The 24,733-nt window shown below is 29.9% G+C and carries 18 protein-coding genes and 1 pseudogene; 2 read left to right on the forward strand and 17 right to left on the reverse strand.

Annotated elements, in window-relative coordinates; all coding sequences use genetic code 11:
- Nucleotides 1-71 precede the first annotated feature (71 nt).
- The 3 genes from RWY47_RS13765 to RWY47_RS13775 all read right to left on the reverse strand — a co-directional run bounded on the left by RWY47_RS13765 (nt 72) and on the right by RWY47_RS13775 (nt 2,728).
- Nucleotides 72-944: a 4Fe-4S dicluster domain-containing protein gene (locus RWY47_RS13765; protein WP_224170552.1), complete on the reverse strand. Its 873-nt coding sequence runs from the start codon at nt 942-944 to the stop codon at nt 72-74.
- A 188-nt stretch (nt 945-1,132) separates the two neighbouring features.
- On the reverse strand, nt 1,133-1,564 hold the full coding sequence (locus RWY47_RS13770) for a hypothetical protein (RefSeq protein ID WP_224170551.1): 432 nt from the start codon (nt 1,562-1,564) through the stop codon (nt 1,133-1,135).
- 96 nt (nt 1,565-1,660) lie between these two features.
- Entirely contained in the window at nt 1,661-2,728 is a 1,068-nt protein-coding gene (locus RWY47_RS13775) for a sulfurtransferase (protein WP_021434032.1), read from the reverse strand.
- 328 nt (nt 2,729-3,056) lie between these two features.
- Here RWY47_RS13775 and RWY47_RS13780 point away from each other — a divergent pair, with 328 nt between their 5' ends.
- Complete coding sequence (locus tag RWY47_RS13780; RefSeq protein WP_224170550.1) at nt 3,057-3,803, forward strand: putative rhamnosyl transferase; 747 nt, start codon at nt 3,057-3,059, stop codon at nt 3,801-3,803.
- Between the two features lie 113 nt (nt 3,804-3,916).
- Here the strand turns inward: RWY47_RS13780 and nhaA are convergent.
- Nucleotides 3,917-5,044 (reverse strand): annotated as a pseudogene (gene nhaA / locus RWY47_RS13785) (Na+/H+ antiporter NhaA); the annotation flags it as partial.
- A gap of 370 nt (nt 5,045-5,414) precedes the next feature.
- Here nhaA and RWY47_RS13790 point away from each other — a divergent pair.
- Nucleotides 5,415-7,349 carry an FUSC family protein gene (locus RWY47_RS13790; RefSeq protein ID WP_224170549.1) on the forward strand — a complete coding sequence of 645 codons (1,935 nt, stop codon included), beginning with the start codon at nt 5,415-5,417 and terminating at the stop codon, nt 7,347-7,349.
- Nucleotides 7,350-7,392: 43 nt separating this feature from the next.
- Here RWY47_RS13790 and megL read toward each other — a convergent pair whose 3' ends face one another.
- The 13 genes from megL to RWY47_RS13855 all read right to left on the reverse strand — a co-directional run bounded on the left by megL (nt 7,393) and on the right by RWY47_RS13855 (nt 24,733).
- Entirely contained in the window at nt 7,393-8,586 is a 1,194-nt protein-coding gene (gene megL, locus RWY47_RS13795) for a methionine gamma-lyase (RefSeq protein ID WP_021430305.1), read from the reverse strand.
- Between the two features lie 257 nt (nt 8,587-8,843).
- A complete protein-coding gene (locus RWY47_RS13800) occupies nt 8,844-10,415 on the reverse strand; it encodes a sigma 54-interacting transcriptional regulator (RefSeq protein ID WP_224170548.1) in 1,572 nt (523 codons plus the stop codon).
- A gap of 20 nt (nt 10,416-10,435) precedes the next feature.
- On the reverse strand, nt 10,436-11,329 hold the full coding sequence (locus tag RWY47_RS13805) for an SPL family radical SAM protein (protein WP_224170558.1): 894 nt from the start codon (nt 11,327-11,329) through the stop codon (nt 10,436-10,438).
- Nucleotides 11,330-11,445: 116 nt separating this feature from the next.
- Nucleotides 11,446-11,721: a hypothetical protein gene (locus tag RWY47_RS13810; protein WP_025161815.1), complete on the reverse strand. Its 276-nt coding sequence runs from the start codon at nt 11,719-11,721 to the stop codon at nt 11,446-11,448.
- Between the two features lie 15 nt (nt 11,722-11,736).
- Nucleotides 11,737-13,167, reverse strand: a complete 1,431-nt coding sequence (gene nhaC / locus RWY47_RS13815) for a Na+/H+ antiporter NhaC (RefSeq protein ID WP_025161816.1) — start codon at nt 13,165-13,167, stop codon at nt 11,737-11,739.
- A gap of 340 nt (nt 13,168-13,507) precedes the next feature.
- Entirely contained in the window at nt 13,508-14,209 is a 702-nt protein-coding gene (locus RWY47_RS13820; protein ID WP_142730911.1) for a B3/B4 domain-containing protein, read from the reverse strand.
- Nucleotides 14,210-14,307: 98 nt separating this feature from the next.
- On the reverse strand, nt 14,308-15,147 hold the full coding sequence (locus RWY47_RS13825) for a MerR family transcriptional regulator (RefSeq protein ID WP_021430185.1): 840 nt from the start codon (nt 15,145-15,147) through the stop codon (nt 14,308-14,310).
- Nucleotides 15,148-15,290: 143 nt separating this feature from the next.
- Nucleotides 15,291-17,849, reverse strand: coding sequence for a selenium-dependent xanthine dehydrogenase (gene xdh / locus RWY47_RS13830; RefSeq protein ID WP_224170547.1), 2,559 nt, complete (start codon nt 17,847-17,849; stop codon nt 15,291-15,293).
- Nucleotides 17,850-17,859: 10 nt separating this feature from the next.
- Nucleotides 17,860-19,233 (reverse strand): dihydropyrimidinase, encoded by a 1,374-nt coding sequence (gene hydA / locus RWY47_RS13835; RefSeq protein ID WP_224170546.1) that lies wholly within the window; start codon nt 19,231-19,233, stop codon nt 17,860-17,862.
- A gap of 15 nt (nt 19,234-19,248) precedes the next feature.
- Nucleotides 19,249-20,352, reverse strand: coding sequence for a 4Fe-4S binding protein (locus tag RWY47_RS13840; protein ID WP_224170545.1), 1,104 nt, complete (start codon nt 20,350-20,352; stop codon nt 19,249-19,251).
- Between the two features lie 63 nt (nt 20,353-20,415).
- A complete protein-coding gene (locus tag RWY47_RS13845) occupies nt 20,416-21,777 on the reverse strand; it encodes a nucleobase:cation symporter-2 family protein (protein ID WP_142730907.1) in 1,362 nt (453 codons plus the stop codon).
- 27 nt (nt 21,778-21,804) lie between these two features.
- Entirely contained in the window at nt 21,805-23,133 is a 1,329-nt protein-coding gene (ssnA, locus tag RWY47_RS13850; protein ID WP_224170544.1) for a putative aminohydrolase SsnA, read from the reverse strand.
- Between the two features lie 19 nt (nt 23,134-23,152).
- Nucleotides 23,153-24,733, reverse strand: coding sequence for an N-acyl-D-amino-acid deacylase family protein (locus tag RWY47_RS13855; protein WP_025161824.1), 1,581 nt, complete (start codon nt 24,731-24,733; stop codon nt 23,153-23,155).

Consider the following 24,733-nt stretch of genomic DNA (forward strand, 5'->3'; position numbering starts at 1 on the left):
CTACTCGTTGTATTATTATTTTACCACATTTTAAGCTTTTCATGTAAGTAAAAACTTTTTTTTATATAAAACTATATAGAATTTATAATACATTCTTCTACTTTATCAAATCCAACTCTGTCTATAAGCTGGGCAAATCTCTCACCTTCATTTGCATTTTCTTTAAAGTAATTAACAATTGTATCTATAACTTGTAATATATCTTCTTCTTTAAATTTCTTTCTTAGTGGCTTTCCTAAACTAGCTTCTCTACCCATTCTTCCACCTATAAATACTAATATATCTATTTTTTCACTATCACTTTCTACTGCATGTGCTGGACAAAAACTAACGCATTTCCCACAATTGCTACATTTATCCTCTATTATTGAATACTTACCATCCTTATACTCAAATGCTTTATCAGTACATACCTTTAAACATACTTTACATTCAATACACTTCCTATTGTCTATCCTAACCCCTGTTAATGGTAATATACTCAAATCATTAGATTGAGCCTTACCATAGCTATTTTTACAGCCTAATACTGCTATTTTAAATTTAGCAGGTAGCTCTCTTCCAAAAAACTCATTATGTACTTCTTTTGATATTTTTTGAGTATCTATAAGACCGTTAGAGCACACACTTCCTTTACAAGATAAAATTGCTCTTACAGTCTTACCTCCTCCACCTACTATTAATCCATTTTCTTGTACTATGTTTATCACTTTTTCTATATCATCATACTTTATATACGGTATTTCTACCGTTAACCTGCTAGTTAAATTCAATTCTTTATTTCCATATTGCTCTGCAATTTTAGATAATATGCTAAATTCTCTTGAAGTAAATACTCCTGATTTACCTATTACTCTTATAGCAAAGTAACCATCTTGTTTTTGAGGAACTATTCCCTTAGACTTTAATTCATTTTTTTCTTGTAATGATAATATTGGTTCCATGTATTTACCTCCTAATATGACTTTAATTAATATATAATTTCATACGTGATAAATTATAACATTACATTTGCCCATTCATTAATTGAAATTGTTTATAGTAATTATACGTTTTTTTAATAGTAAAAAAGTCTCAATAATAATAATTGCCTTATTATCATTGAGACTCTTTTTCAGTTCAATTAATTTTCTTATTTAGTTTTATACCATATGACACCTATAAAAGTTTTTATAATTTGAATTAAAGTTACTGCTCCAAATATGGCACTCATATAGTAAAATGCTCTTATTTCTTCAGATGAATACATTAATACAAATATAGCAAATGCAATTACAAATAAAACCATAGTAATGCTCATTATAGTTACTATTTTTTTAAGCATATACTTTCTTTTCAAATACATTACTAATACAATAAGCATTAATATAGCCAAAGCTAATATAGATACATATTTTATAGTTTGTATAGGATATTCTTGCTCCCAAATATAGTTTTTATGTACTACATGTCTTAACATGCCCATTTTAGCATGAGTAAAATAATTTACTAAATATACACCAACTAACATCAGTGCTTCTAATATAGTTACTAAAACATAAAAAATCTTCTTTGCTTTTCCCATATAATATCAACTTCCTTGTCTAAAATCTAAGATAAGCACTGCAATCTGTGCAGTGCTTATCCTTATTATAATATATTTTATATAATTTTATATAATTTATTTTTTTGCAGCTTTATCTGTTGGTAGTTTATCTACTGTAGTGTATTGACAATCCCCACTATTAGGATCTCCTACTTGTACTGGAAGATTTCCATGCATTTGCCACTCATTCCATCCACCATCATAAACAGTCATTCCTTCCCATCCTGCATCGTAAGCAATTAACCAAGGAACTGAAGCTCTCCATCCTGTACCACAGTAGAATGAAAGTTCATTATCTTTTTTGATATCAGAATCTGACCATAGTTTTTGCATTTCATCAGCACTTATAACTGTTCCATCTTTGTGTAAGTAATCTTGCATATTGTAAGGATCACTTCCTGCATGACCCCAAACAGCACCTTTAGGTTCTCCAGCTCTATCTATATAAGTGTATCCACTTGTTTTTCCATCAAACTCTTCTTTACTTCTTATACTAACTAAACGGAAATTAGAATCGTCTTTTAATTTCTTTTTAACTTCATCTATAGACATCCAATATTCTGGATGTGAAGGTACTTTAGCTCCAAAGTCTTTTGCTGGAGTAGCTTTTTCTACTTTAGTTTCAGTCTTATATCCAGCTTTTTCCCAAGCATCAATTCCTCCGTCTAATACTTTAACATTTTCAACTCCTGCCCAAAGATATGCATATGCAACTCTACTTACTGCAGAAATGTCATTTCCATATAATATAATAGTTTTATCTTTTGTAACTCCTAAATCTAACATTCCTTTTTCAACTACTTTAGGATCTGATATATTCCAAATTGGTTCAGATTCAACACTTGAAGTATCTACATGTATTGCACCTGGAATATGTCCCTTTGTATAAGTTGGACTATCTTTGTAAGTTCCCCAAGAAACTTCTAAAATCTCATAATTTTTAGATTCTGGTTGATTACCATCTATAACACTTTGTACCCACTGAGGAGATACAAAGACTTTTTTTGCATCTACTTGTTCAGCTTTTACATCTGATTTTGCCTTCGCTGACTCTTGTGATTCATTCGAAGATTTACTACATCCTACTGCCATTGTTGCTACCATTGTGATTCCAACCAATGCACTAATTAATTTTCTTTTCATACATCTTCCTCCGTTATGATTTTCATTGTCTTAAAATAATTTTTCTTTCGGATGATTTCAATATTTATTTTGGCTTTTCCTAGTAAAAATAATTCTAAAAATTTTTAATTTATTAAAATTTTCTCCAACATTCTACCATATACGATATAAATCGCCAATCTTTATAGAAAAAATCTATATATAATCTCAATGTTATTTATATTTTCTATACCTATTATGAATTTTTATAATAAATCAAAATGTGACAATAATTATGAACTTCGAATATTATAAACTAGATAATATTTTTTTATCTGACTTATTAACTCTATAGGAGAGTGTAATTTTCATGCTTAATGAAAAGATAATGATTATAGATATTCCATTTAATATATTAGATCATCCTTTTTGGTGTGGATTTAAAATTCTTTACTCCCCCATATCCCAAAAAGCTCAAACTAAAGAATGGATAGATCCAAGAATAGATGTATTTATGGACTTTACAGCTAAAAGCCTTATAAACCAAACTAATCAAAATTTCAAATGTATATTAAGACATACCCCGGGAACGAAAGAAGTAATAAATGATTCTCTTTCTAGATATCCAAAGTTACCTGACAATATAATTTTTACAGATGATGGAGATAACTTAATAAAAGAAATTATTAGTCCATATAAATATGTCTTTCATATAAGAATTGATAGTGATAACATGTTTAGTCCAGACTATATAGATCAATTATATAAAATTGAAAACTATAAAAACTTACAATGTATATTATCTCAAAAGGGATATATGTATGATGCTAATAGAGATATTTTAGCAAATATGGATCATCCGTCTCCATCTTTTTATGCTTTTATTTATACGGTAGAAAACTTTCTTTTGGGTCTAAGATATCCTGTAAAGGATGACCATTGGGGTGCAATAAGCTATATTCATGAAGTCATTCCTACTCCAAGTTATATGATAATTATCCATAAACTTAATGTTAGCAATGATTTTCAAGTTATTTTGGAATATCCTTTTATAAAAACTTGGCTTGCCAGTGAAGATGAAAAGGAAAAAGCATTGAAATTTTTCAAATTAGAATAACCAATTTAAAATAAATCTAGCTCGCTTAATCTATAAACAAAATAGATATAATATGCGAGCTAGATTTTACTTAATTAATTTATTTTTATTAAACTGTCTATTTTCCATAAAAATTATGCACTCTTAGCCTCCATTAAACTAGACGTCTTCGGCTTATATGCATAAATCAAAGATGAAACTAAATATGTAGCAAGTATAGAGATTATAGATGCCGATAATATAGATATTTTACATATATTAACAAGTTCCCCATTGCCTCCAAAAGCTATTTCAGATACAAATATAGACATCGTAAACCCTATTCCTGCTAGTAATGAAACTGGTAATATAGATATCCATTCTACACCTTCTGGCTTCTCTGTTACATGAAGTTTAGTTCCTAACCATGTAAATAGCATTATTCCAAGTGGCTTTCCGATTACTAATCCTAATACGATTCCTGTTATTAATGTATTATTAGAATTGAAATTTATATCTATATTTAAATTTATAGCTGTATTCGCTAAAGCAAATAAAGGAAGTATAACTAAGTTGCATAAAGGAGCTAATTTATGCTCTAATCTATTCATCATAGGTTGCTTTGAAGCTTTTAATTTTTTAGATGGTATAGCAATAGCAATTAATACGCCACTTATAGTAGCATGTATCCCACTAGCGTACACAAATATCCATAAAATCATTCCTACTATCATATATGGAGTAACTTTATCTATTTTTCTTCTATTCATTAATATTAATACTCCAAATGTTAAGGCTGAAAGTATTAAAAACCCTATATTTATATCTGAAGAATATAATAATCCTATTACTAAAATAGATATTAAATCATCAACAACTGCTAAAGATAATAAAAATATCTTTAATGCAGGATTAAGTTTATTTTTTAATATCATAAATATACCTATAGCAAAAGCTATATCAGTTGATATTGGAACCCCTATTCCAATAGAAAAATCTGTATTAGCGTTAAATATTAAAAATATAACAGCTGGAATCAATACTCCCCCAATAGCTCCTATTATAGGAAAAGAGGCCTTTTTAAAACTAGATAAATGTCCATTTAATATCTCATTTTTTATTTCAAGTCCTACAAATAAGAAAAATATTGCCATTAAAAAATCATTTATTATCATATGTAGGTTGAAGTCCCCTAATATCGGAAGTTTGCTTAATATATGATGATATATTTCTCCATGCTGACTATTTGCTATTAATAAAGAAACTAACGTTGAAACTATAAGTAATACGCCTGGTAAACACCTCTGAACTAATTAAATTTTTAACCCTAATTTTCATAAACTCTAATTTCCCTTTCATTTTGTGTAAATTTAGTTTGTGTTGAGAAATTTTACACCAAAAATACTAAACATGTCAAACCATTTAACTTTAAAATTTTTTTATAATTGAATAATTTTGTTTCTTTATTAAAATTCATACATAAACAATCGAAACATAATATAACTCTAAAAAAAATGCTCCTTACGATAAAGAACATTTTATAAATAAAAAATATTTTCATTCACTTATGAGTCGTATTAAAAAATTGGTTTTTAAAAAAATATATGTTATGATTTTGAAAATGTTCATATATAAAGGAGCGTATAAAGTAGTATGAAAAAAAACAAAAAAGAAATTAAATCACTAATTATATCTAAAACTCTAATATTTATAGTTGTAGTTTTATTAGTGAGTTCATTCAAAGCTATATTCAAAACAGAAAACTCTCTTGTAGGTGTTACAACTGTTGTATTGATGTTGGTGTTATTAGAAATGGATCTAACTCTAAATCCTATTAAAAACCTTCTAAGCTTAATAATCCTTAATTTAGCGCTAGGATTATCTGCTTTTTTAGTTTCACAAAATGCATTTTTAGGATTAGTTCTTAACTTTTCAATAATGATGTTTATAGGTTATTATTTTAGTTATGAATTAAAGAAGCCTGTTAATATGATGATAGGATTACATTATATTTTAATGATGGTTTCCCCTATATCAATATCTCAACTGCCATTAAGGCTTTCAGCACTAGTTACAGGTGCATTTATGATAATGGCTGTTCAATTGATAGCTAATAAAAATAAACTTTCTAAAACAAGAAAAACTATGCTAAATGCTATAGCCGATAATACTTTGTTTAAAATTGATTTAATAAAAGCAGAAAAAGATACGGTTGATATAGACCTATCTTTATCCATGAATATCAATAAGCTTAAATCACTAATATTTGATAGTGGTAAAACCGATTCGCATCTTACTGAATGTGGAAGAAATACAATAAATATACTATCTTGCTTAGAAAAGATTAATTCAATACTAGGTGATGTAAAAAATAAAAGTTATTCTTCAGAACTTCTAGATGATATATCTACTGTATTAAAAGATTTGAAAAATGATAAGTTTAATATCAATTCAAATGACTTAGAGCGTAAATATAAAGAAAGTGTTTTATACTCTCTAGACACTACAGATATAGAGATTATTTATGATTTCATTAATACAGTTAAAACTCTAGATGTTGAAATAAAAAAATATAATGAAACTCATAATATGCAAAAAAATATACAAAATGAACTATCTATCCCTGATGAATTTAAGCAACTGCATATTCAAAAAAATTTAATACGCCTTAAGTCTCCTAGAGTTGCTTATGGAATAAGATTAGGTTTGGTAGTTGCTCTAACATTTTTCATAGTAGACTTATTCAATATAGAATTTGGTGAGTGGGCAGTATATACAGTATTTGCATTATCACAACCTCATTCTGAATATACTGTTTGTAAGTCAAAAAAGAGAATAATAGGAACTTTGTTAGGTTCAGTTATAATGTTTATTTTATTTAACTTAATCACTGATCCTGAGTTAAGAACTATAATGCTAGTCTTAGCTGGATATTTAATGTCATATGTATCTGATTACAGAAATTTAGTTGCATTTGTTACAGTATCCTCTGTAGCTTCAGCCGCATTATATGTTGCTAATCCTAACATTATTATAATGAATAGAGTAATATTTGTTGTAATAGGCATAGCTATAGCTTTAATAGCTAATAAATTTGTGTTTAATCGCAAACTTTTAGATGAAGAACTTAACTTAAATAATATTCAGATAGATTCATCAAGAAAAATGCTTGGGGAAGTCCTTCTTAATGAAGGTAGTTCAAATGCAAGTGCAATAGGAATTTTATATTTAATTCCATCTTTAATAGATTTAAGAATAGGTTATCTAAACCAAAATGGTTTAAATATGGAAAAATCATTTATTAATAAAAATAAGGTTTTAATGAATGATTTATATCAAGTTTATTTATTAGGTAAAGACGATACAGCTTATGATATTATTTTATCTGATATAAAAGAAATTTTGGATTGTTCTAATAACCTAGATGTTATGAAATCAAGAATACAAGAATCTATAAGATGTTCTCATACTATTAAAGAAAAGTTTTTACTTATAAAAATATCTAAAATATTAAGTATAGTAAATGATATGGATTACAATGAATCAAGTCAATCTAACTTATACAGTTACTTAGCTGCTTTTAACTAAATATAAAAAGCTACAATTCTAAAGAATTGTAGCTTTTTCATTTTTATAATCTATCTAAACCTTGTTTTAAGTCAGCTATTATATCTTCTGCATCTTCAAGACCAACAGATATTCTTATTAATCCCTCAGATATTCCAGCTTCAGCTCTTTCTTCTTGAGTATATGGAGAATGAGTCATTGAAGCAGGATGTTGTATTAATGTTTCACAATCACCTAAACTAACTGCAAGAGTACATAACTCTAAAGAGTTTAGTAATTTTTTACCACCTTCAAGTCCACCTTTAACTTCAAATGCTATCATACCTCCTGGCATATCCATTTGTTTTTTAGCTAATTCATATTGTGGGAAACTTTCTAATCCTGGGTAGCTAACTGTTTCTACATTTGGATGAGATTCTAAGAATTTAGCAACTTCTATAGCGTTCTTAGTGTGTCTATCCATTCTTATTTGTAAAGTTTTCATACCTCTTAATATTAAGTAAGCATCAAATGGAGATAAAACAGAACCTGTCATATCCTTAACTCCGAATAATCTCACTTGAGTTATAAAGTCTTTTTTACCAACAACGAAACCTGCTATAACATCTCCGTGTCCATTTAAATATTTAGTAGCAGAGTGAACAACAACGTCAGCTCCTAATTCAAGTGGTCTTTGTAAGTATGGAGTACAGAAAGTGTTATCAACAAATACCATACAACCTTCTACTGTATGAGCTATTTTAGATATAGCTTCTATATCAACTAATTTTAAGTCTGGGTTAGCTGGAGTTTCTAAGTAAACAACTTTTGTGTTTTCTTTCATAGCTCCTTTTACTTCATCTAAGTTAGTTGCATCTACAAAAGTAACTTCTACTCCGTATCTGCTTATTCCATGGTTTAACATTGCATAAGTACAACCATATAAAGTTTTACTTGCAACTATATGATCTCCTGCTTTTAATGCAGTCCATAATGCTGAAGTTATAGCACCTATCCCTGAACCTGTTGACATACAAGCCTCTCCATTTTCTAGTAGTGCCATTTTTTCTTCTAGTTGCGCATTTGTTGGGTTCCCAAGTCTTGAATATATAAATCCATCTTCTTCTAATGCAAATCTTCTACCACCTTGTTCAGCACTATCAAATACGAAAGTTGATGTTTGATATATAGGTGTAGTTAAAGCCCCTGATACTGGATCCTTTTTATGTCCTCCGTGTATAGCTTTTGTTGCGAATTTTTTATTCTTTAAGTTTTCCATTTTGAGTTCCCCCTTTAAATTTATTTACGCTATTATATATGAGCAACTCTCATGCCAAACTTTTTTGTTTTCGAATAAAAATATTTATTTAATTTTAAAAACGCAAAAACATTGAAAATACGCTATTTTTCGAAACGTTTACACGAAGCTGTAATTTATATTTTTAAAGATAATTTTTTCAGTGTAAAGCTTTATTTACAAATCATTATGCTTTCTGTAAAGATTTATTTACAAATGTAAATATTTATTTACAAATTTTATTCCTTTATATTATACTTTTTAATTTTATTCATAACTGCAGTGTGAGATATTCCTAGTATTTTTGCACTTGATCTATAACTTTTATTTGAATCATATACTTTCATAATTATTTCTTTTTCATATCTTTCCATTTCTTCTTTTAATGAATTAAATTCTATCGCTTCATCTTCTTCTATAAAACTATCAGTAATATCTTCATCTTTATATATAGAGTCTATTACAATATGTTGAGTAGTTAAAATATCCCCATTGCATAAATTCATAGCTCTCTCAATTAAATTTTGAAGTTCTCTTACATTCCCTGGCCAATCATAACTCATTAACTCATCTATAAATTCTTTCTTAAAACCCCTTATATCTTTATTTAACTTCTTATTAAGTTTATTTATAAAAAATTGAACTAATATAGGTATATCATCTAGTCGTTCTTTTAAATTTGGTATCTTAATAGGAATTACATTTAATCTATAATATAAATCTTCTCTAAAAGTTCCATCTTTTATCATCTTTTCAAGATTTTTATGAGTAGCCGCTATTACTCTAACATCAACAGCTTCTTCTTTGCTACTTCCTATTTTTCTTATTTTTCCCTCTTGTAAAACTCTAAGCAGTTTAGCTTGAAGAATCATTGATAATTCTCCTATTTCATCTAAAAATATAGTTCCTTTATTAGCTTCTTTAAATAAACCTTCTTTACCGCTTTGCATTGCTCCTGTAAAACTTCCTTTTTCATATCCAAATAACTCACTTTCTAATAAACTATCTGGCAGTGCAGCACAGTTAATGGCTACAAATCTTTCATCTTTTCTATCACTTAATTTATGAATGGCATTTGCAAAGAGTTCTTTACCTGTACCACTGTCCCCTCTTAATAAAACAGTAGAATTACTCTTGGCAATTGTTGTAGTTACTTTTTTTACTTTACCCATGCTTTTACTATTTCCAATTATGTCTTTAAACGGACCATCATCATTATTTTTATTTATTATTTTAACAAGTTGTTTAGCTTTATTAACATCTTTAATAGAAATAACTGCTCCAACAGTTTCATCGTAATCGTTAGTTATTCTTCTACCTGTAGTAATATAACTACTTGTTGTGTCTCCATGTTTCAAACTAGATTTTATATTATCGTACTCTATGCCCTTATTAACTAAGTCCGCAATTATGTCATCATTGCCTACAATATCTCTAATGTCTCTACCTACTACTTCTGCTTTTTTATAATTAAATAATTCTTGGCAGTAATTATTAAATATGTTAATTTTGAAGTTTTTATCAATAGATATAATTCCTTCATCTACTGAGTTAATAACTGCAAGAAGTTGTCTCTCATTTTTTTCGTAAGATAAAAGTTCTACTTCATTTACTGATATTACATCTGCTATGCTACAAATAGCTTCTTTTAATATTTCTTTAGTTTTTGCATCGATATCATTTATCTTTATACAAACCTTTGTAGGAAAAACTTCCATAGATACTAAATCTATCTTTTTATTGTAAAGCTTGTACAAAATCTCGGTTGTGATACCAAATCTATCTTTTGTATTTACTTCAAACCTAACCATACAAACGTCTCCCTTTTATATTAAAACCAACTAATTTGAGTTTTTTCATATTTATTTTTATAATCATTTATAATATCTTTCATATCATATAAAAGATTATATTTTTCACACTCTTCTTTAAAAGTATTCCATAGTTTTTCATAATTTGTAGCCCCATTTTCATAAGATTCTCCATAAGCTTTTATATACTTTTTATCTAAATCCTCACCTGGAAATATCTTTCTTAATTGCTCAAAATAATACTCCCTTTGATTTTGTCTTAACGTTACTCCTAATCCATAAGTGAATACAAACTTAGCTCCAGATTCATAGGCCTTTTTAATAATATTTTTTATATTATCTTCATTATCATTAATAAAAGGAAGTATAGGCATTAATAAAACACCTGCATATATTCCACTATCTGAAAGTTTCTTCAAAGCTTCAAATCTTTTAGATGTTGGACATACATTGCTTTCTATCTTTTTACATAAATTATCATCATATGTAGTTATAGTTATCTTTATAATAGTAGGTGAATGACTTTGTATTCTTTTTAATATATCTATATCTCTAGTTATTAAATCACTTTTAGTGGCAATTGATATTCCAAATCTATTTTCATCTACTGCTTTTAAAGCTTCTCTTGTTAACATAAATTTCTCTTCAAATGGATTGTATGGATCACTCATAGCACCTGTACCTACAACCCCTTTTGTTTTCTTTGACTTAAGTTCCTTTTTTATTGTTTCAGTTGAATTTTCTTTAATTCTAACTCTATCAAACTCTATTATTTGATAGCAGTTGCTTCTTGAATCACAGTATATGCAACCATGGCAACAACCTTTATATATATTCATCCCATAATTAATACCAAACCAATTTGGGTTTTCTTTATATCCAGATACAATAGTCTTTGCAGGTATAAACTCCATCGATACCTCAACCCTTTCCATATTAGCTTTTTGCTTAATACGGTTTTACCATATATAATTTTTAAAATCAACAAAAAACTCATATCCAATGGACATGAGTTTTATTTAATGTATATTTATATTGTTTTATCAGTTTTAACTATATTTGTAATTAATAAACTTAAAAGTATCAAAATTATACTTACAATCCAAGGCTTTAATCCGAAGTTATTAAATAATAAGTTAATACCAGCAATTGTAATTAAAGCATAGCTAATAGATATTAATATTCCATTTTTAGATTTTTTACTCGATAAAATCATTCTTATACTTAATGTAAACATTCTTATCCCTATAAATGCCATAAGTACGCCTACAATATCTTGAATTATATAGTAATAATGAAACTCCATATTAATTTCTCCTTTTTATATAGCGTCTTCAACTTCTCTCATCATAACAACTTCTTCTTCTGTGTATGTTTTCATTGTAAATCCTGTAACTCCATATATAAATGTTATTAAAGGCGTTATCCAGTTTAAGAAACAGTATGGAATAAATTCAAAAGAACTAACTCCTAATGTCTGACTACAAAATATTGCGTTTGAGTTCCATGGAATTAGTGGAGCCCCTAATGTTGCAGTATCTTGTATAATCCTAGATAAGTTTTCAGGTTTCAAATTAAATTCCTTGTATAAAGGTTCCATTATAGTTCCTACAAATACAGATGTAAACATCATAGAAGAACTAAACGCATTTGCAAGATAACTAGATATAAATGTAGTTCCAATTAATTTAGTTCTAGACTTTCCTATCTTACTTAACATAGGTTGTAATAAAACTTCTAAAAAACCTGTCTTTTGTAAAATTCCAGCTATAACAAACACTATAAATACTAATAATACAGTCTCTGCCATACTCATTATTCCACCACGATTTAATAGTTTATCTGTATATTCAAGACCTGTATCTATAGAAAAACCATTAAGCATATAATTTAATAGCTTACTAATACTTTCGCCTTCTTGGAAAAATGCTATAATTGCACCTGCTACTCCAGAAGCTAGTATAGAAACTATAGATGGCTTTTGTAAAAGTAATAGAATAAGTAAAAATATTATTGGTATTATTGAAACAAATCCTATATTGAAATTAGCTTTTAAAACTTCCATTACTTGATTTATTTGATTGTAATCTATAGTATTATTGGCATATTTAAATCCTATAACTGTATATAAAACCACACAAATTATATAAGCTGGAACTGCTGATAAAGTCATATGTTTTATATGAGTTATTACATCAGTTTTACAAACTGCTGCTGATAAATTCGTAGAGTCTGAAAGAGGAGAAATCTTATCTCCGAAAAATGCCCCAGATATTATAGCTCCAGCTGTTAATCCAGCAGGAACCCCCATACTAGTTCCAATACTCATTAAAGCTATACCTGAAGTACCTAAAGTCCCCCATGAAGTTCCTGTAGCTATAGATGTTAAAGAACATACTACTAATGTTGTAACTAAAAAGTATTTAGGTGTTATTATAGCAAGTCCACTGTAAACTATAGTTGGAATAGTTCCAGCTGCTATCCATGTAGCAATCAATACTCCAACAGAAAGTACAATTATATTAGATTGAAATGCACCTTTACCAACATCAAATCCCATTTCTTCAATTTCACTATTCGTGTAACCTAACTTCATAGCAGCAGGAACTACTATTAACCATGATAATAAAAACATTGTTGTTATAGATGCCTTAAAAACAACCATTCCAACTGTAGTTAAAGATATAATTGCAACCATTACTAACACTGCAAACTGAAACGTAGGTTTTCTTTTTTCTATGTTTTTGCTCATTTTAAATGTCCATCCTTCTTAATCTCTTTTATTTGTATGTAATTGATAAGTAACCAATGTTCTTGGTTTTTGATATCCTTTTCCCAAAGTGTTAAAAATCACCATCCTTATCATTTTATCTCGTAATACTATTAAGCAATATCTATGCCAAATTAATTTTTTTTAAAATACATTACGTATAATCATTGAAATTTGAGTAAATGTTTTTTTATTTTATTAAGAAATCCTTTTTTAATTCAATTTAGTTAATTATTAGATTTCGTTATATATTTAACCCATTAAACAAACAAAAAGGTTTAATGGGTTAAATAGGATACCCCTTAAACCTTTTTAACTAATTTTATATTTCAAATTCTGTATTGTTTTTATCTATAAATCCTACCTTTACATCACAAGAAAATACTTCTTTTAATAAACTTGCTAATTCATCTCTTGCCGACATAACACTATCATAGTTTTTATCTTCAAATCCATCTATAGGGAAAAATATGTTCTTACTTTCATTGGTTATTTTTCCTTGCTCGCTTTGTCTCCATATCCATCTTCTTGTTCTTACATTGTCTCCCGCTGAATAAATCAACTCTCCATCTTCCAAAATTTCTGTTTCTTCAGTTCCTAAAGGAATAAAACTATCCCCTTCTTTAGAAAATCTAACCTCTATATCCCCATCTAATGTGTCTATATCATGTGCTCCTAATGGAACCATATATTTTAAAGATACTGCATTTCCTAAATCTACAATAGGACTTATGTTAGGTAGCCCTTTACCTTTAGATGTTCTAGTAAGCATAGCTTCAATAGAACTCATAAATTTATTGGGGTTAATTCCTAATTCTTTAAATGCATCTCTATAATATAGTATGCCCTCTAATTCTTTAATCTTAGTATTTTTAAATTTATCTTCACAGTTTTTTATTGATTGATCTAATTTTTCTACAATATCATTTTTTACTAAACTATTATCAATTCCCTTTGCTACTATAACTCCAAAACAAACATTATCTAACTTTTCAAAGACTTCACTTGATACACTAAATTTCATATTAATCCTCCAAAACTTTGAGTCCTATTTATAATAAAACTCGTATTTTACTACCATGTTTATTATAAAAAATAATAAACATTCCAGTAGCTGGAATGTCAATATCTTTTTACTAGTATTTGTATTTCTGTTACATACTCTGAAGAATTTGTAGTTAATCCTGAATCAACTAATGTTATTTCTATTGAATCCTCTAATATTTCATAGTTATTTTGTTCTATATATTGTAAAATTCTTTCATAATAAATATCAGAATCATCATGTAGTCCATTAAATCTTAAGCATATGTATTTTCCTTTAGGTAAAATTTTGCTTATTTCTTTATTATATTTTTTATTTTCTACAAAAATAAAAGTTGAGTCATAATCTTTAAATAATTTATTTTTTAATTTATCTTTAGATATAGAAACCCCTACTTCTCCTAAAAATATAGATGACTTTTTATTTGCCTTATTTTCTAGCTTTCTAATAGAAATCTCTAAGTCTTTGTTTGTCTTAACTTCTTCCTTTAATAAAACAATAGACCTCTCTTCAATGTCCGCTTCTATTATTTTATTTATTTTTTCATAGTCTATTGAATCTTTTATTTTACTAATTCTACCCTTAACTTTATTTTGTATAATTTCTAATTCTTCTATCTTTTTCTTAATTGCTTCTTCTTGAATTTCGAATAAGTTAAGAGTGTTATTTATACTTCTATTATCTAAATGAGATTTTATTTTGCTTAGTGCTATTCCCATGCTTTTTAGATAAATTATAGTGTTTAGTTTTTCAAACTGATTTGTTGTGTAATATCTATAGTTATTTTTTTCGTCTATATAACTTGGCTTAAATAAGTCTATTTCATCATAATATCTTAATGTTTTTTTATTAATATCAAATAAAATTGCTATTTCTCCTATTGTAAATAAATCTTTTATATTAGTTTTATTGCTCATTTATATCCTCTCTATAATCAATGTTTTTTAGTTAATTATATCATTTAAATTAATGCTGTTTATTATACAAATTACATATTAAAATTAGTAAAATAAAAAATAGACCCTGGACAAAATGGGTCTATTTTTTAATAGTTAACATTTTATTTTTTCTTATATGGTGTATTTATAAGAGGTAAGCTAGTTCTAAACTCTTTATCAAATCTATAGTAAGCATTTGCTGTTGCAGGTGCTGTTGGTATTGCTGTTATTTCCCCTATACCTTTAGCTCCATATGCCAATCCATCTTTATTTTTTTCTATTATTATAGGCTCTATTGTTGGAGCATCTGTTGATTTAAAAAGCCCTAGTGTTCCATATTTAACTTTAGGTACACAATTTTCTAATGGATAAGTTTCTGTAAGTGCGTATCCTAACGACATTACTACTCCACCTTCTATTTGGCCTTCAACATTAATTGGATTAACTGCTCTACCAACATCATGTGCAGCTATAACTTTTTCTAACTTTCCATTTTCATCTAGTATTACAACTTGAGTAGCATATCCATAGGCAACGTGACTTACTGGATTTTCTTTATCAGATCCCATTCTGTCTGTCACACTAGAATATGTTCCTAGAAACTCTTGCCCTTCTAAGTCATTTATTGTTTTCCCAGAATCCAGCTCCTTTTTAAGTTGAAGACATGCATTTTTCGTTGCCTCTCCTGTAAATACAGTTTGTCTAGATGCTGTGGTATTTCCTGAGTCAGGAGTTAAATGAGTATCAGGTGCTTGGTATATAACATCTTCTGGTTTTAAGCCTGTAGTCTGACAAAGCATTTGAATCATAGTTGTTGCTAATCCTTGACCTATACAAGATGCACTTGTTCTTAAATGTATTTTTCCACCTTTTATAGCCAACTTGCATCTACCTATATCAGGTATTCCTACTCCTACCCCTGCATTTTTCATAGCACAAGCTATTCCTGCATAAGGGTATTTATCATACTCTTCCTTAACAGCCTCTAGTGTTTCTACCATAGCTGTTCCTTCATCTGCTATTTGTCCATTTGGCAATACTTGACCTGGTCTTATAGCATTTCTATATCTTATCTCCCATGGAGATATTCCTACCATTTCCGCTAGTAAATTTAAGTTAGATTCTGTTGCAAAGCAACTTTGTGTTACTCCAAATCCTCTAAATGCTCCTCCTGGAGGATTATTTGTATAAACAGCCTTACCATGTATATCTATATCTTGATAGTTATAAGGTCCTGCTGCATGTGTACATGCTCTCTCTAATACTGGTCCTCCTAATGATGCATATGCTCCAGTATCTGATACTATTGTAGCTTTTAGTGCTGTTAAATATCCATTTTCATCACATGAAGTTGTAAACTCCATCTCCATTGCATGTTTTTTTGGATGCACTATTATGCTTTCTTTTCTAGTTAATTGAACCTTTACATATTGCTTAGTATGATATGCAAGTAAAGCAGCATGATGTTGGACACTCATATCCTCTTTACCTCCAAATCCTCCGCCTACCATTTTGTTTATTACTCTAACTTTTTCATGTGGAAGGCCTAGCATATCTGCACACTCATGTTGAGTTGCATACACTCCTTGATCCGAAGAATATATTATTACCCCCTCATCTTCATAAGGACCAGCTACTGCACATTCTGGTTCTAAAAAAGCATGTTCATTAAATGGAACAGAATATCTTCTTGTTACTACATGCTTAGAATTTTTAATTTTTTCATCAGCATTTCCTCTTACTAACTCTTTTTCTACTAAAATATTTCCACCTTCATGAATTTCAGGAGCATCTTCTTTTAGTGCTTCTTCTGGACAAGTTAAAGGTTTTAATTCTTCATACTCAACTTTTACTAATTTCTTAGCTTCTTCTAAAGCTTCCTTTGAAGTTGCAGCTACTAATGCTACTGAGTCACCTAGATATCTAGTAATTTCACCTTCTGGAATTAATGTATCCCAGTCTTTCTTTAAGTGACCTACTTTTATTGTTCCAGGTATATCTTTAGCTGTTAATACAGCTACTACACCTGGATATTTTTTAGCTTCTTCTATATCAATTTTTTTTACTAAAGCCCTTGGATACATAGTTCTTACTGCAGATCCATAAATCATTCCATCTATTCTAATATCATCTACATACTCTGCTTTACCTAAAGTTTTTGCCACTGCATCAACTCTATGTAACTTATCTCCAACAAGCCCCTTACACTCAACTTTTGGAACTTCTATATTTTCTCTAAGAATTTTAGCAGCTTGCTTTACTGCTTCTACTATCTTTACATATCCTGTACATCTACATATGTTTCCTCTTAATGCTTTTCTTATTTCTTCTTCTGTTGGATCTGGGTTTACATCTAGTAATGCTTTCGAACTTATTACCATTCCAGGTATGCAGAACCCACATTGTACTGCTCCTGCATTTGTAAATGCATATGCATATGCATCCATTTCTTTTTCAGACATTCCTTCTATGGTAATAATATTTTTACCTACTAACTTTTGTGTGTTAAATACGCAAGCTTTTGTAGCTTTACCATCTATAATAACCATACAAGTTCCACATGCACCCTCTGCACATCCATTTTTTACAGAAGTTATGTTCATATCTTCTCTTAAAAACTCTAATAGTTTTTTATTTTCTTTTGCTTGAACAGTTTCCCCGTTTAATGTGAATTCAAACATATATGACCCCCTAGTTTATAGTTCTTACTATATACTTTCCAGTAGGATGTTCTACTGTTAACTTTCCTTCTTTTATAACTTCAATCCCCCTTAAAAATACATGCCTAAACTGGCAATCAACTTCGTATCCTTCATATGGAGTATAGTCCGTATTTTGAGTTTGATTTTCTGCACTTATTATATTTTTCATTTCAGGATCTATAACTACTATATCTGCATCGCTACCCACTTCAATGCTTCCTTTTTGAGGATACATTCCAAATAACTTTGCTGCTTTTGTAGACGTTAGCTCTACAAATTTATTCATACTTATTTTTCCTTCTTTAACTCCGTATGTATATAAAAGACCCATTCTATGTTCAACGCCTGGGCCTCCATTTGGAATTTTACTAAAATCATTTATCCCAATATCCTTTTGCCCTTTATAGTTAAATGAACAATGATCTGTTCCTATAGCATCAATGTCTCCCTCTTCTAAAGCTTTCCATAAAGCCTCATTGTCTGCTTTTTTTCTAAGTGGTGGTGACATTACATACTTAGCACTTTCAAACCCATCCAAATCATATAATTTATCATCTAAAAGCAAATATTGTGGGCAAGTTTCTGTATATACTTTAACCCCATCCAATCTAGCTTTTTTAACTTCTTCTAACGCATCCTTTGAACTTAAATGAACCACATATACAGGTGCATTTGCAGTCTTTGCAATTTTCATCAATCTATAAGTAGCCTCTACTTCTACATCTGATGGTCTACTTAGTTGGTGATATTTAGGTGACAATTGATTGTTATCTTTGAATTCATTTATTAACTCACTTATTATATCTCCATTTTCGCAGTGGAATCCTATAAGCACTCCTAACTCCTTAGCTCTTTTCAAAGCTTTGAATATAATTCCATCATCAACTTGTAGTGTATCTTTATATGCCATATACATTTTAAATGATGTAACACCCTCATTTATCATATCTTCCATTTCTTTGGATGTAGTATCATTCCAATCTGTTATAGCCATGTGAAATCCATAATCTGAATAGCATCTTCCCCTAGATTTATCATGCCATTCTCTAAGACCATCACTTAATGTGTGTCCTTTTGATTGAGTAGCAAAATCTAGTATTGTAGTTGTACCTCCAACTATAGCTGCTTTAGTTCCTGTTTCAAAATTATCAGCTGTTATTGTAGTTCCAACATCTAAGTCAAAATGAGTATGGGTATCTATTCCTCCAGGTACAAGATAGCACCCATTTATAGGTACTATCTCATCTCCTTCTTTAAATAAATCAGCTCCAATTTCAGCTATTTTTTCATTTTCAATTCTTACATCTGCTTTATAGGATTTTACATCCGTTACTATTGTTCCACCTTGTAAAATTAGCCCCATTTTAATTTCCTGCCTTTACTTTGCTTCTACAGCACCCATTTGCATTGTTAATGCTCTCTTTGGACATCGTGTTACGCATAATCCGCATCCAAAACATTTATCTTCATCTATAACCATTTCATCTCCAACTTCAATTGCTTCATATACACAACTTGTTACGCATTTTTTACACTTTATACATTTATCTTGATCTACTTGTGGAGCTACTGCATGAGTTCTAAATTCCATCTCTTGAACTTTCTTCTGTGCTAATCCTTTTATTTCGTTTACATCTGAATATCCATTTGCTTCTAAGAATTCGTTTAATTCTCTAGCTATTTTTCCGTACACTTGTGGCCCTTTAAGTATCGCTTCTGTACAAGTTTGTACTGCTGAAGCCCCAGCCATCATCATTTCAGCAACATCCCTTCCGCAAGTTATTCCACCTACACCTATTATTGGTATATTTACAACTTTAGAAGCTTCGTATATACATCTTACTGCTAACGGTCTTATTGGAGCTCCTGATAACCATCCGTATCCTGTTTTACTTCCCATTATAGGGAATCCTGTTTCAACATCTATTGCCATACACGGTCCAAAAGAATTTATCATTACAAGTCCGTCTGCCCCTGCTTCTTCAACAGCTTTTGCTATTGTTTGTATATCAGTGTGAGGACTCATTTTCATAAATACTGGTACGTCTAATGCAGCTTTTGCAGCTTTTAAAGCATTTACTATAGGAGTAACATCTGTTCCTACATAATGTGTAGATAATTCAACTGCATCTGCATAAGACTTAACTAGTGGTGCTACTTTAGCGATATCTTCCGCTGTATATCCCATACTTATTATTACTGGAACTCCTGCACTTTTAGCTTTTGCATATTCTTCAGCTATCCATTGTTCCTTTGGTAATTCAGACCATAACTCTGTATTTAAGAAACCACTGTTAGTATCTGCCATACATGGTCTTGGTACGTCTGCTGGAAGTACAGATATAGTTTTTGTGCATATACCACCTGCTCCACCTTTTACAGCTTCTATACATAAATCTCCATCTTTAGCTCCTGGTCCTGCTGCTGTCATTATTGGATTTGGAAACTCCATATCGTGTATTTTAACTTGTAAATTTGCCATTTTTTAATCTCCCCTTTTTTATTTTTGTTTATATTTTCACAAAGCGCATTCTAATTAATATATTTAAACTGCTTTCTCATCTGTTTCATTATCATTGTTTAATTCTTTTTTACTTCCTAATTCATTAAAGAATATGTTCAGTATAACTGCTGCTAAACTTCCTGTTGTTATACCACTATGGAATATTGTTTGCACCCAATTTGGGAAGTTATGATAAAAGTCAGGATTTGCTAAAGGTATCATCGCCAACCCTACACTTATTGCTACAATTACTCCATTTTTTGTCCCATTAAACTCAACTTTGCTTAAAGTTCTTATTCCACCTACTAAAACCATCCCAAACATGGCGAATCCTACTCCACCAAGAACCTGTTTAGGTATCGCTGCTATTATTGATGCAAATTTAGGTATAAATCCTAATACCAATAAGATAATACCTGCATGTATCGCTATGTATCTTGACTTTATTCCCATCAATCCAACAAGCCCTGTATTTTGAGCAAATGGAGTTATTGGGAATGAGTTGAATATACTAGATAGAAAAGTTGAAATACCATCTCCTCTTAATGCTCTTTTTATATTTGCGCCATCTATATCTTTATCTACCATCTCATGTATTGCCATCATATTTCCTAATGATTCAGTCATTAGTACTAACATTATTAAACCTAAAGATATTACTGCTGATGGTTCAAATACTGGCATACCAAATTTTAAAGGTACATTAACACTAATCCAACTCGCACTAGCTACATTACTAAAGTCAGCCATACCTAATACACCTGCTAATACTGTTCCGATTACTATTGCAAAAAGTATTGCTGCACTATTCCAGATCCCTCTTAAATACTTAAATAGCACAATAGTTATAGCTAAAACAGCTAATGCTAATCCTACTTGAGACGGTTCAGCTGGACCTACTTTACTATCAGTTATCCACTTAATCCCAACTGGTAATAGAGATACTCCGATTACCAGTACTACTGTTCCTGTAACTACTTTCGGGAAAAATCTTATTATTTTTTCAAATACCGGAGCTATTATTATACAAAACAATCCCGCTGCCATAACTGCCCCAAACACAGTTTGCATAGCTAGATTTGGGTCTTGATATGATGAAGCTATAGATGTCATGGCTGCAACAGCCGCAAAGCTAGTTCCTTCGATTACCGGAATCTTAGCACCTGCAATATTTCCTATACCAAAAGCTTGTATAAGCGTTCCTACCCCCGCCATAAATATACAAGCACTAATTAAAAAAACTATACTTTCATGGTCTAGTCCTGCAGCACTTCCTACCATCATAGGAACTGCCACCGCTCCTGCACACATTGCTAGTACGTGTTGTAATGAGAATATCCACGACTTGGATACCGGTATCCTCTCATCCACTGGAGCTATTTTAGGGCTTTTTTCTTGAGACATTTATAGTCCCCCTTTTATATTATTTTTTTATATTCTATCCCACAATTTGTTGCTCATCTCTATACTCTTTGCTAATATCGACTCTTCATCAATATTTAATAAAATTCTATCCTTCATCAATACTTTTCCATTTATAATAGTTGTATCAACACTTCTTCCTGTCATCCCAAATATTATGTGTCCATTTTCTGTATTTTCATTAAGTGGAGTGTGCGGTATATAATCTACAACTATTACATCAGCATATGCTCCCTCTTTTAAAACTCCTAAATCTTTTTTATAATGCTTACTAGCTATTTTTCTATTGTTTTCAAATAACATAGTTGGAGCTTCTGCCCATCCAACTCTTGGATCTCTTAGTTGATGTTTGTGTATTATATTTGCAACCTTTAAAGATTCAAACATATCACTTGTATATCCATCAGTTCCTAATCCAACAGTTATTCCTTTGTTTAGTAAATGAACTACAGGAGCACATCCAACTGCATTTCCCATGTTAGATTCTGGATTATGTACAACAAAAGATTTATTTTCTTTTATTAATTCCATTTCTTCAGAATCTATATGAATACAGTGAACTGCTATAGTTTTGTCATTTAAAACATTGAAATCATTTAATCTTTGTACAACCTTTTTATTGTATTTTTCTTTATTTATAATGGCATCATCTATCCCCTCTGCTGTATGTACATGATATCCAGCATCTAGATTAGCCATTTCATTTGCACATTTTTCTAAAGTTTTATCAGATAATGTAAAAGCTGCATGAAGTCCAAACATACCTTTTACCATATCTGATTCATCATCTTTAGCAAATCTTATAAAATTAACGTTTTCCTGAATTCCTTGATCTATCGTTTTTAATCCATCTCTATCAGACACTTCATAACAAAGATTAGTTCTAATTCCTAAATTCTTAGCTACATCTTTTATAGTAAATAGACTTCCCTCTATAGCAAATGGACTCGCATGGTGATCAAATACTGTTGTAACTCCATTTTTTATACAATCTATATAAGTTGCATAAGCACTATATTTTGTATCTTCTAAAGTAAGTTTTTTATCTAATCTCCACCATAAATTTTCTAGGATTTCCATAAAATTTTCCGATGGTTTTCCTGGTACAGCCATCCCCCTAGCAAAAGAACTATATATATGCATATGAGTATTTATAAGCCCTGGCATTATTACCTTTTTATTTGCATCTATAAACTCATGACTTGGGTATTTTCCCTTCATTTCTTTAGTTGAACCAATCTCTTTTATAACATTACCTTCGATAACTACACAACCGTCATCCATATATGGATTTTGCTCATTTTTAGTTATCAATCTCCCATTTCCAACTAATATCATGTTTTGATACCTCCTAAGGTTATCTCAATACTTTACCAGCCTTAATATGTTTATATTCATTTTCTTCAATTACGCAGTTTCCATTTATGATTACATAATCTATACCTGTTGGATATTGAGTCGAATTAATATAATCATCACACCCTGAAACTTTATCTTTATCAAATATAACTATATCTGCAAAGTATCCCTCTTTTAGTTGACCTCTATCTTTTATACTGAAACTTTGTGCAGCTTTTTTAGTCATTTTATGAACTGCTTCTTGTAAAGTCAGTACTTCTAATTCTCTAACATATCTTCCTAATATTTTAGGGAATGATCCATATGCTCTTGGATGTGGCTTTCCTGACAATAGACCATCTGTACAAACATTTTGTTCTTCTCTCTTCATGAAAGTTATAATATGTTCTTCTAATCCATAAAAATCTACCATTCCAACTGCATTTTCTTCTTCTAATAATAGGTCCATAGTAGCATCAACAGGATCTTTACCTCTCATTTCACCTATTTCTAATAGACTTTTACCTATTGTATTTTCATTCTTTTTATTCTTTACACTTGTAACAAAGATTTGATCTATTCCTGCAAATTGAATAAAGTTATCCCAACCTTCTATTCCATTTTCGATATCTTTTTTCATTCTATTTCTATCATCTTCATTTTGTAATCTTTCTAATAGTTTATCTGTCCCACCTGAATGTGCCCAAGGAGGAAGAACTACTCCAAGCATGGTACTACCTGCAGCATATGGATATTGGTCAAATGAAACTTTGATACCTTCTGATTTAACTTTTTCCAATAACTCTAAAACTTGTGGTATGTACTTCCAATTATCTTTTCCACACACTTTAAAATGTGAAAAATGAACCTTAACTCCAGATTCTTTTCCTATAGTTATTATTTCTTCCATAGATGTAAGGATCGTATCAGCTTCACTTCTTTGATGAACAACAAATACTCCATCATATTTTGCAACAACCTTGCACATTTCTATTATCTCTTCAGTCATAGAATAAGCACATGGTATATATATAAGCCCTGTAGATAATCCAATAGCGCCTGCTTTTAATTCTCTTTCTGTGATTTCACACATCTTTTGAATTTCTTCTTTAGTTGCTGGTCTATCTTCTAATCCCATAGCTTCCATTCTAATATTTCCATGAGGGACTAAGTAAGTTTCATTTAATCCTACTCCGTTATCTTCCATCATAGTAAGATAGTTATCAGTAGTTTCATATTCCCAATCTATCTCGTCACTTTCACCATCTAGGCCTGCTAGATTTTTTCTCCATGAAGGAATAAATTCCTTAGGAAGTGGGGCCATAGATATACCATCTTGGCCCAACACTTCTGTTGTTATTCCTTGTCTTATCTTTATTTCATTAAATGGATTTACTAAAATCATAAGGTCTGAGTGGCTATGAGTATCTATAAAACCAGGACATACTACTCTACCTCTTGCATCTATTATCCTATCTACATTTTCTGTAATCTCAGTTGATATTTTACTTATCTTGTCATCATTAATTAACACATCACCTATAAATGGTTCTGTATTATTACCATCAACTACTAGCCCTTGCTTTATTAAAATTTTCAT

Source organism: Paraclostridium sp. MRS3W1, assembly GCF_032465715.1.
Taxonomy (GTDB): Bacteria; Bacillota; Clostridia; order Peptostreptococcales; family Peptostreptococcaceae; genus Paraclostridium; species Paraclostridium dentum.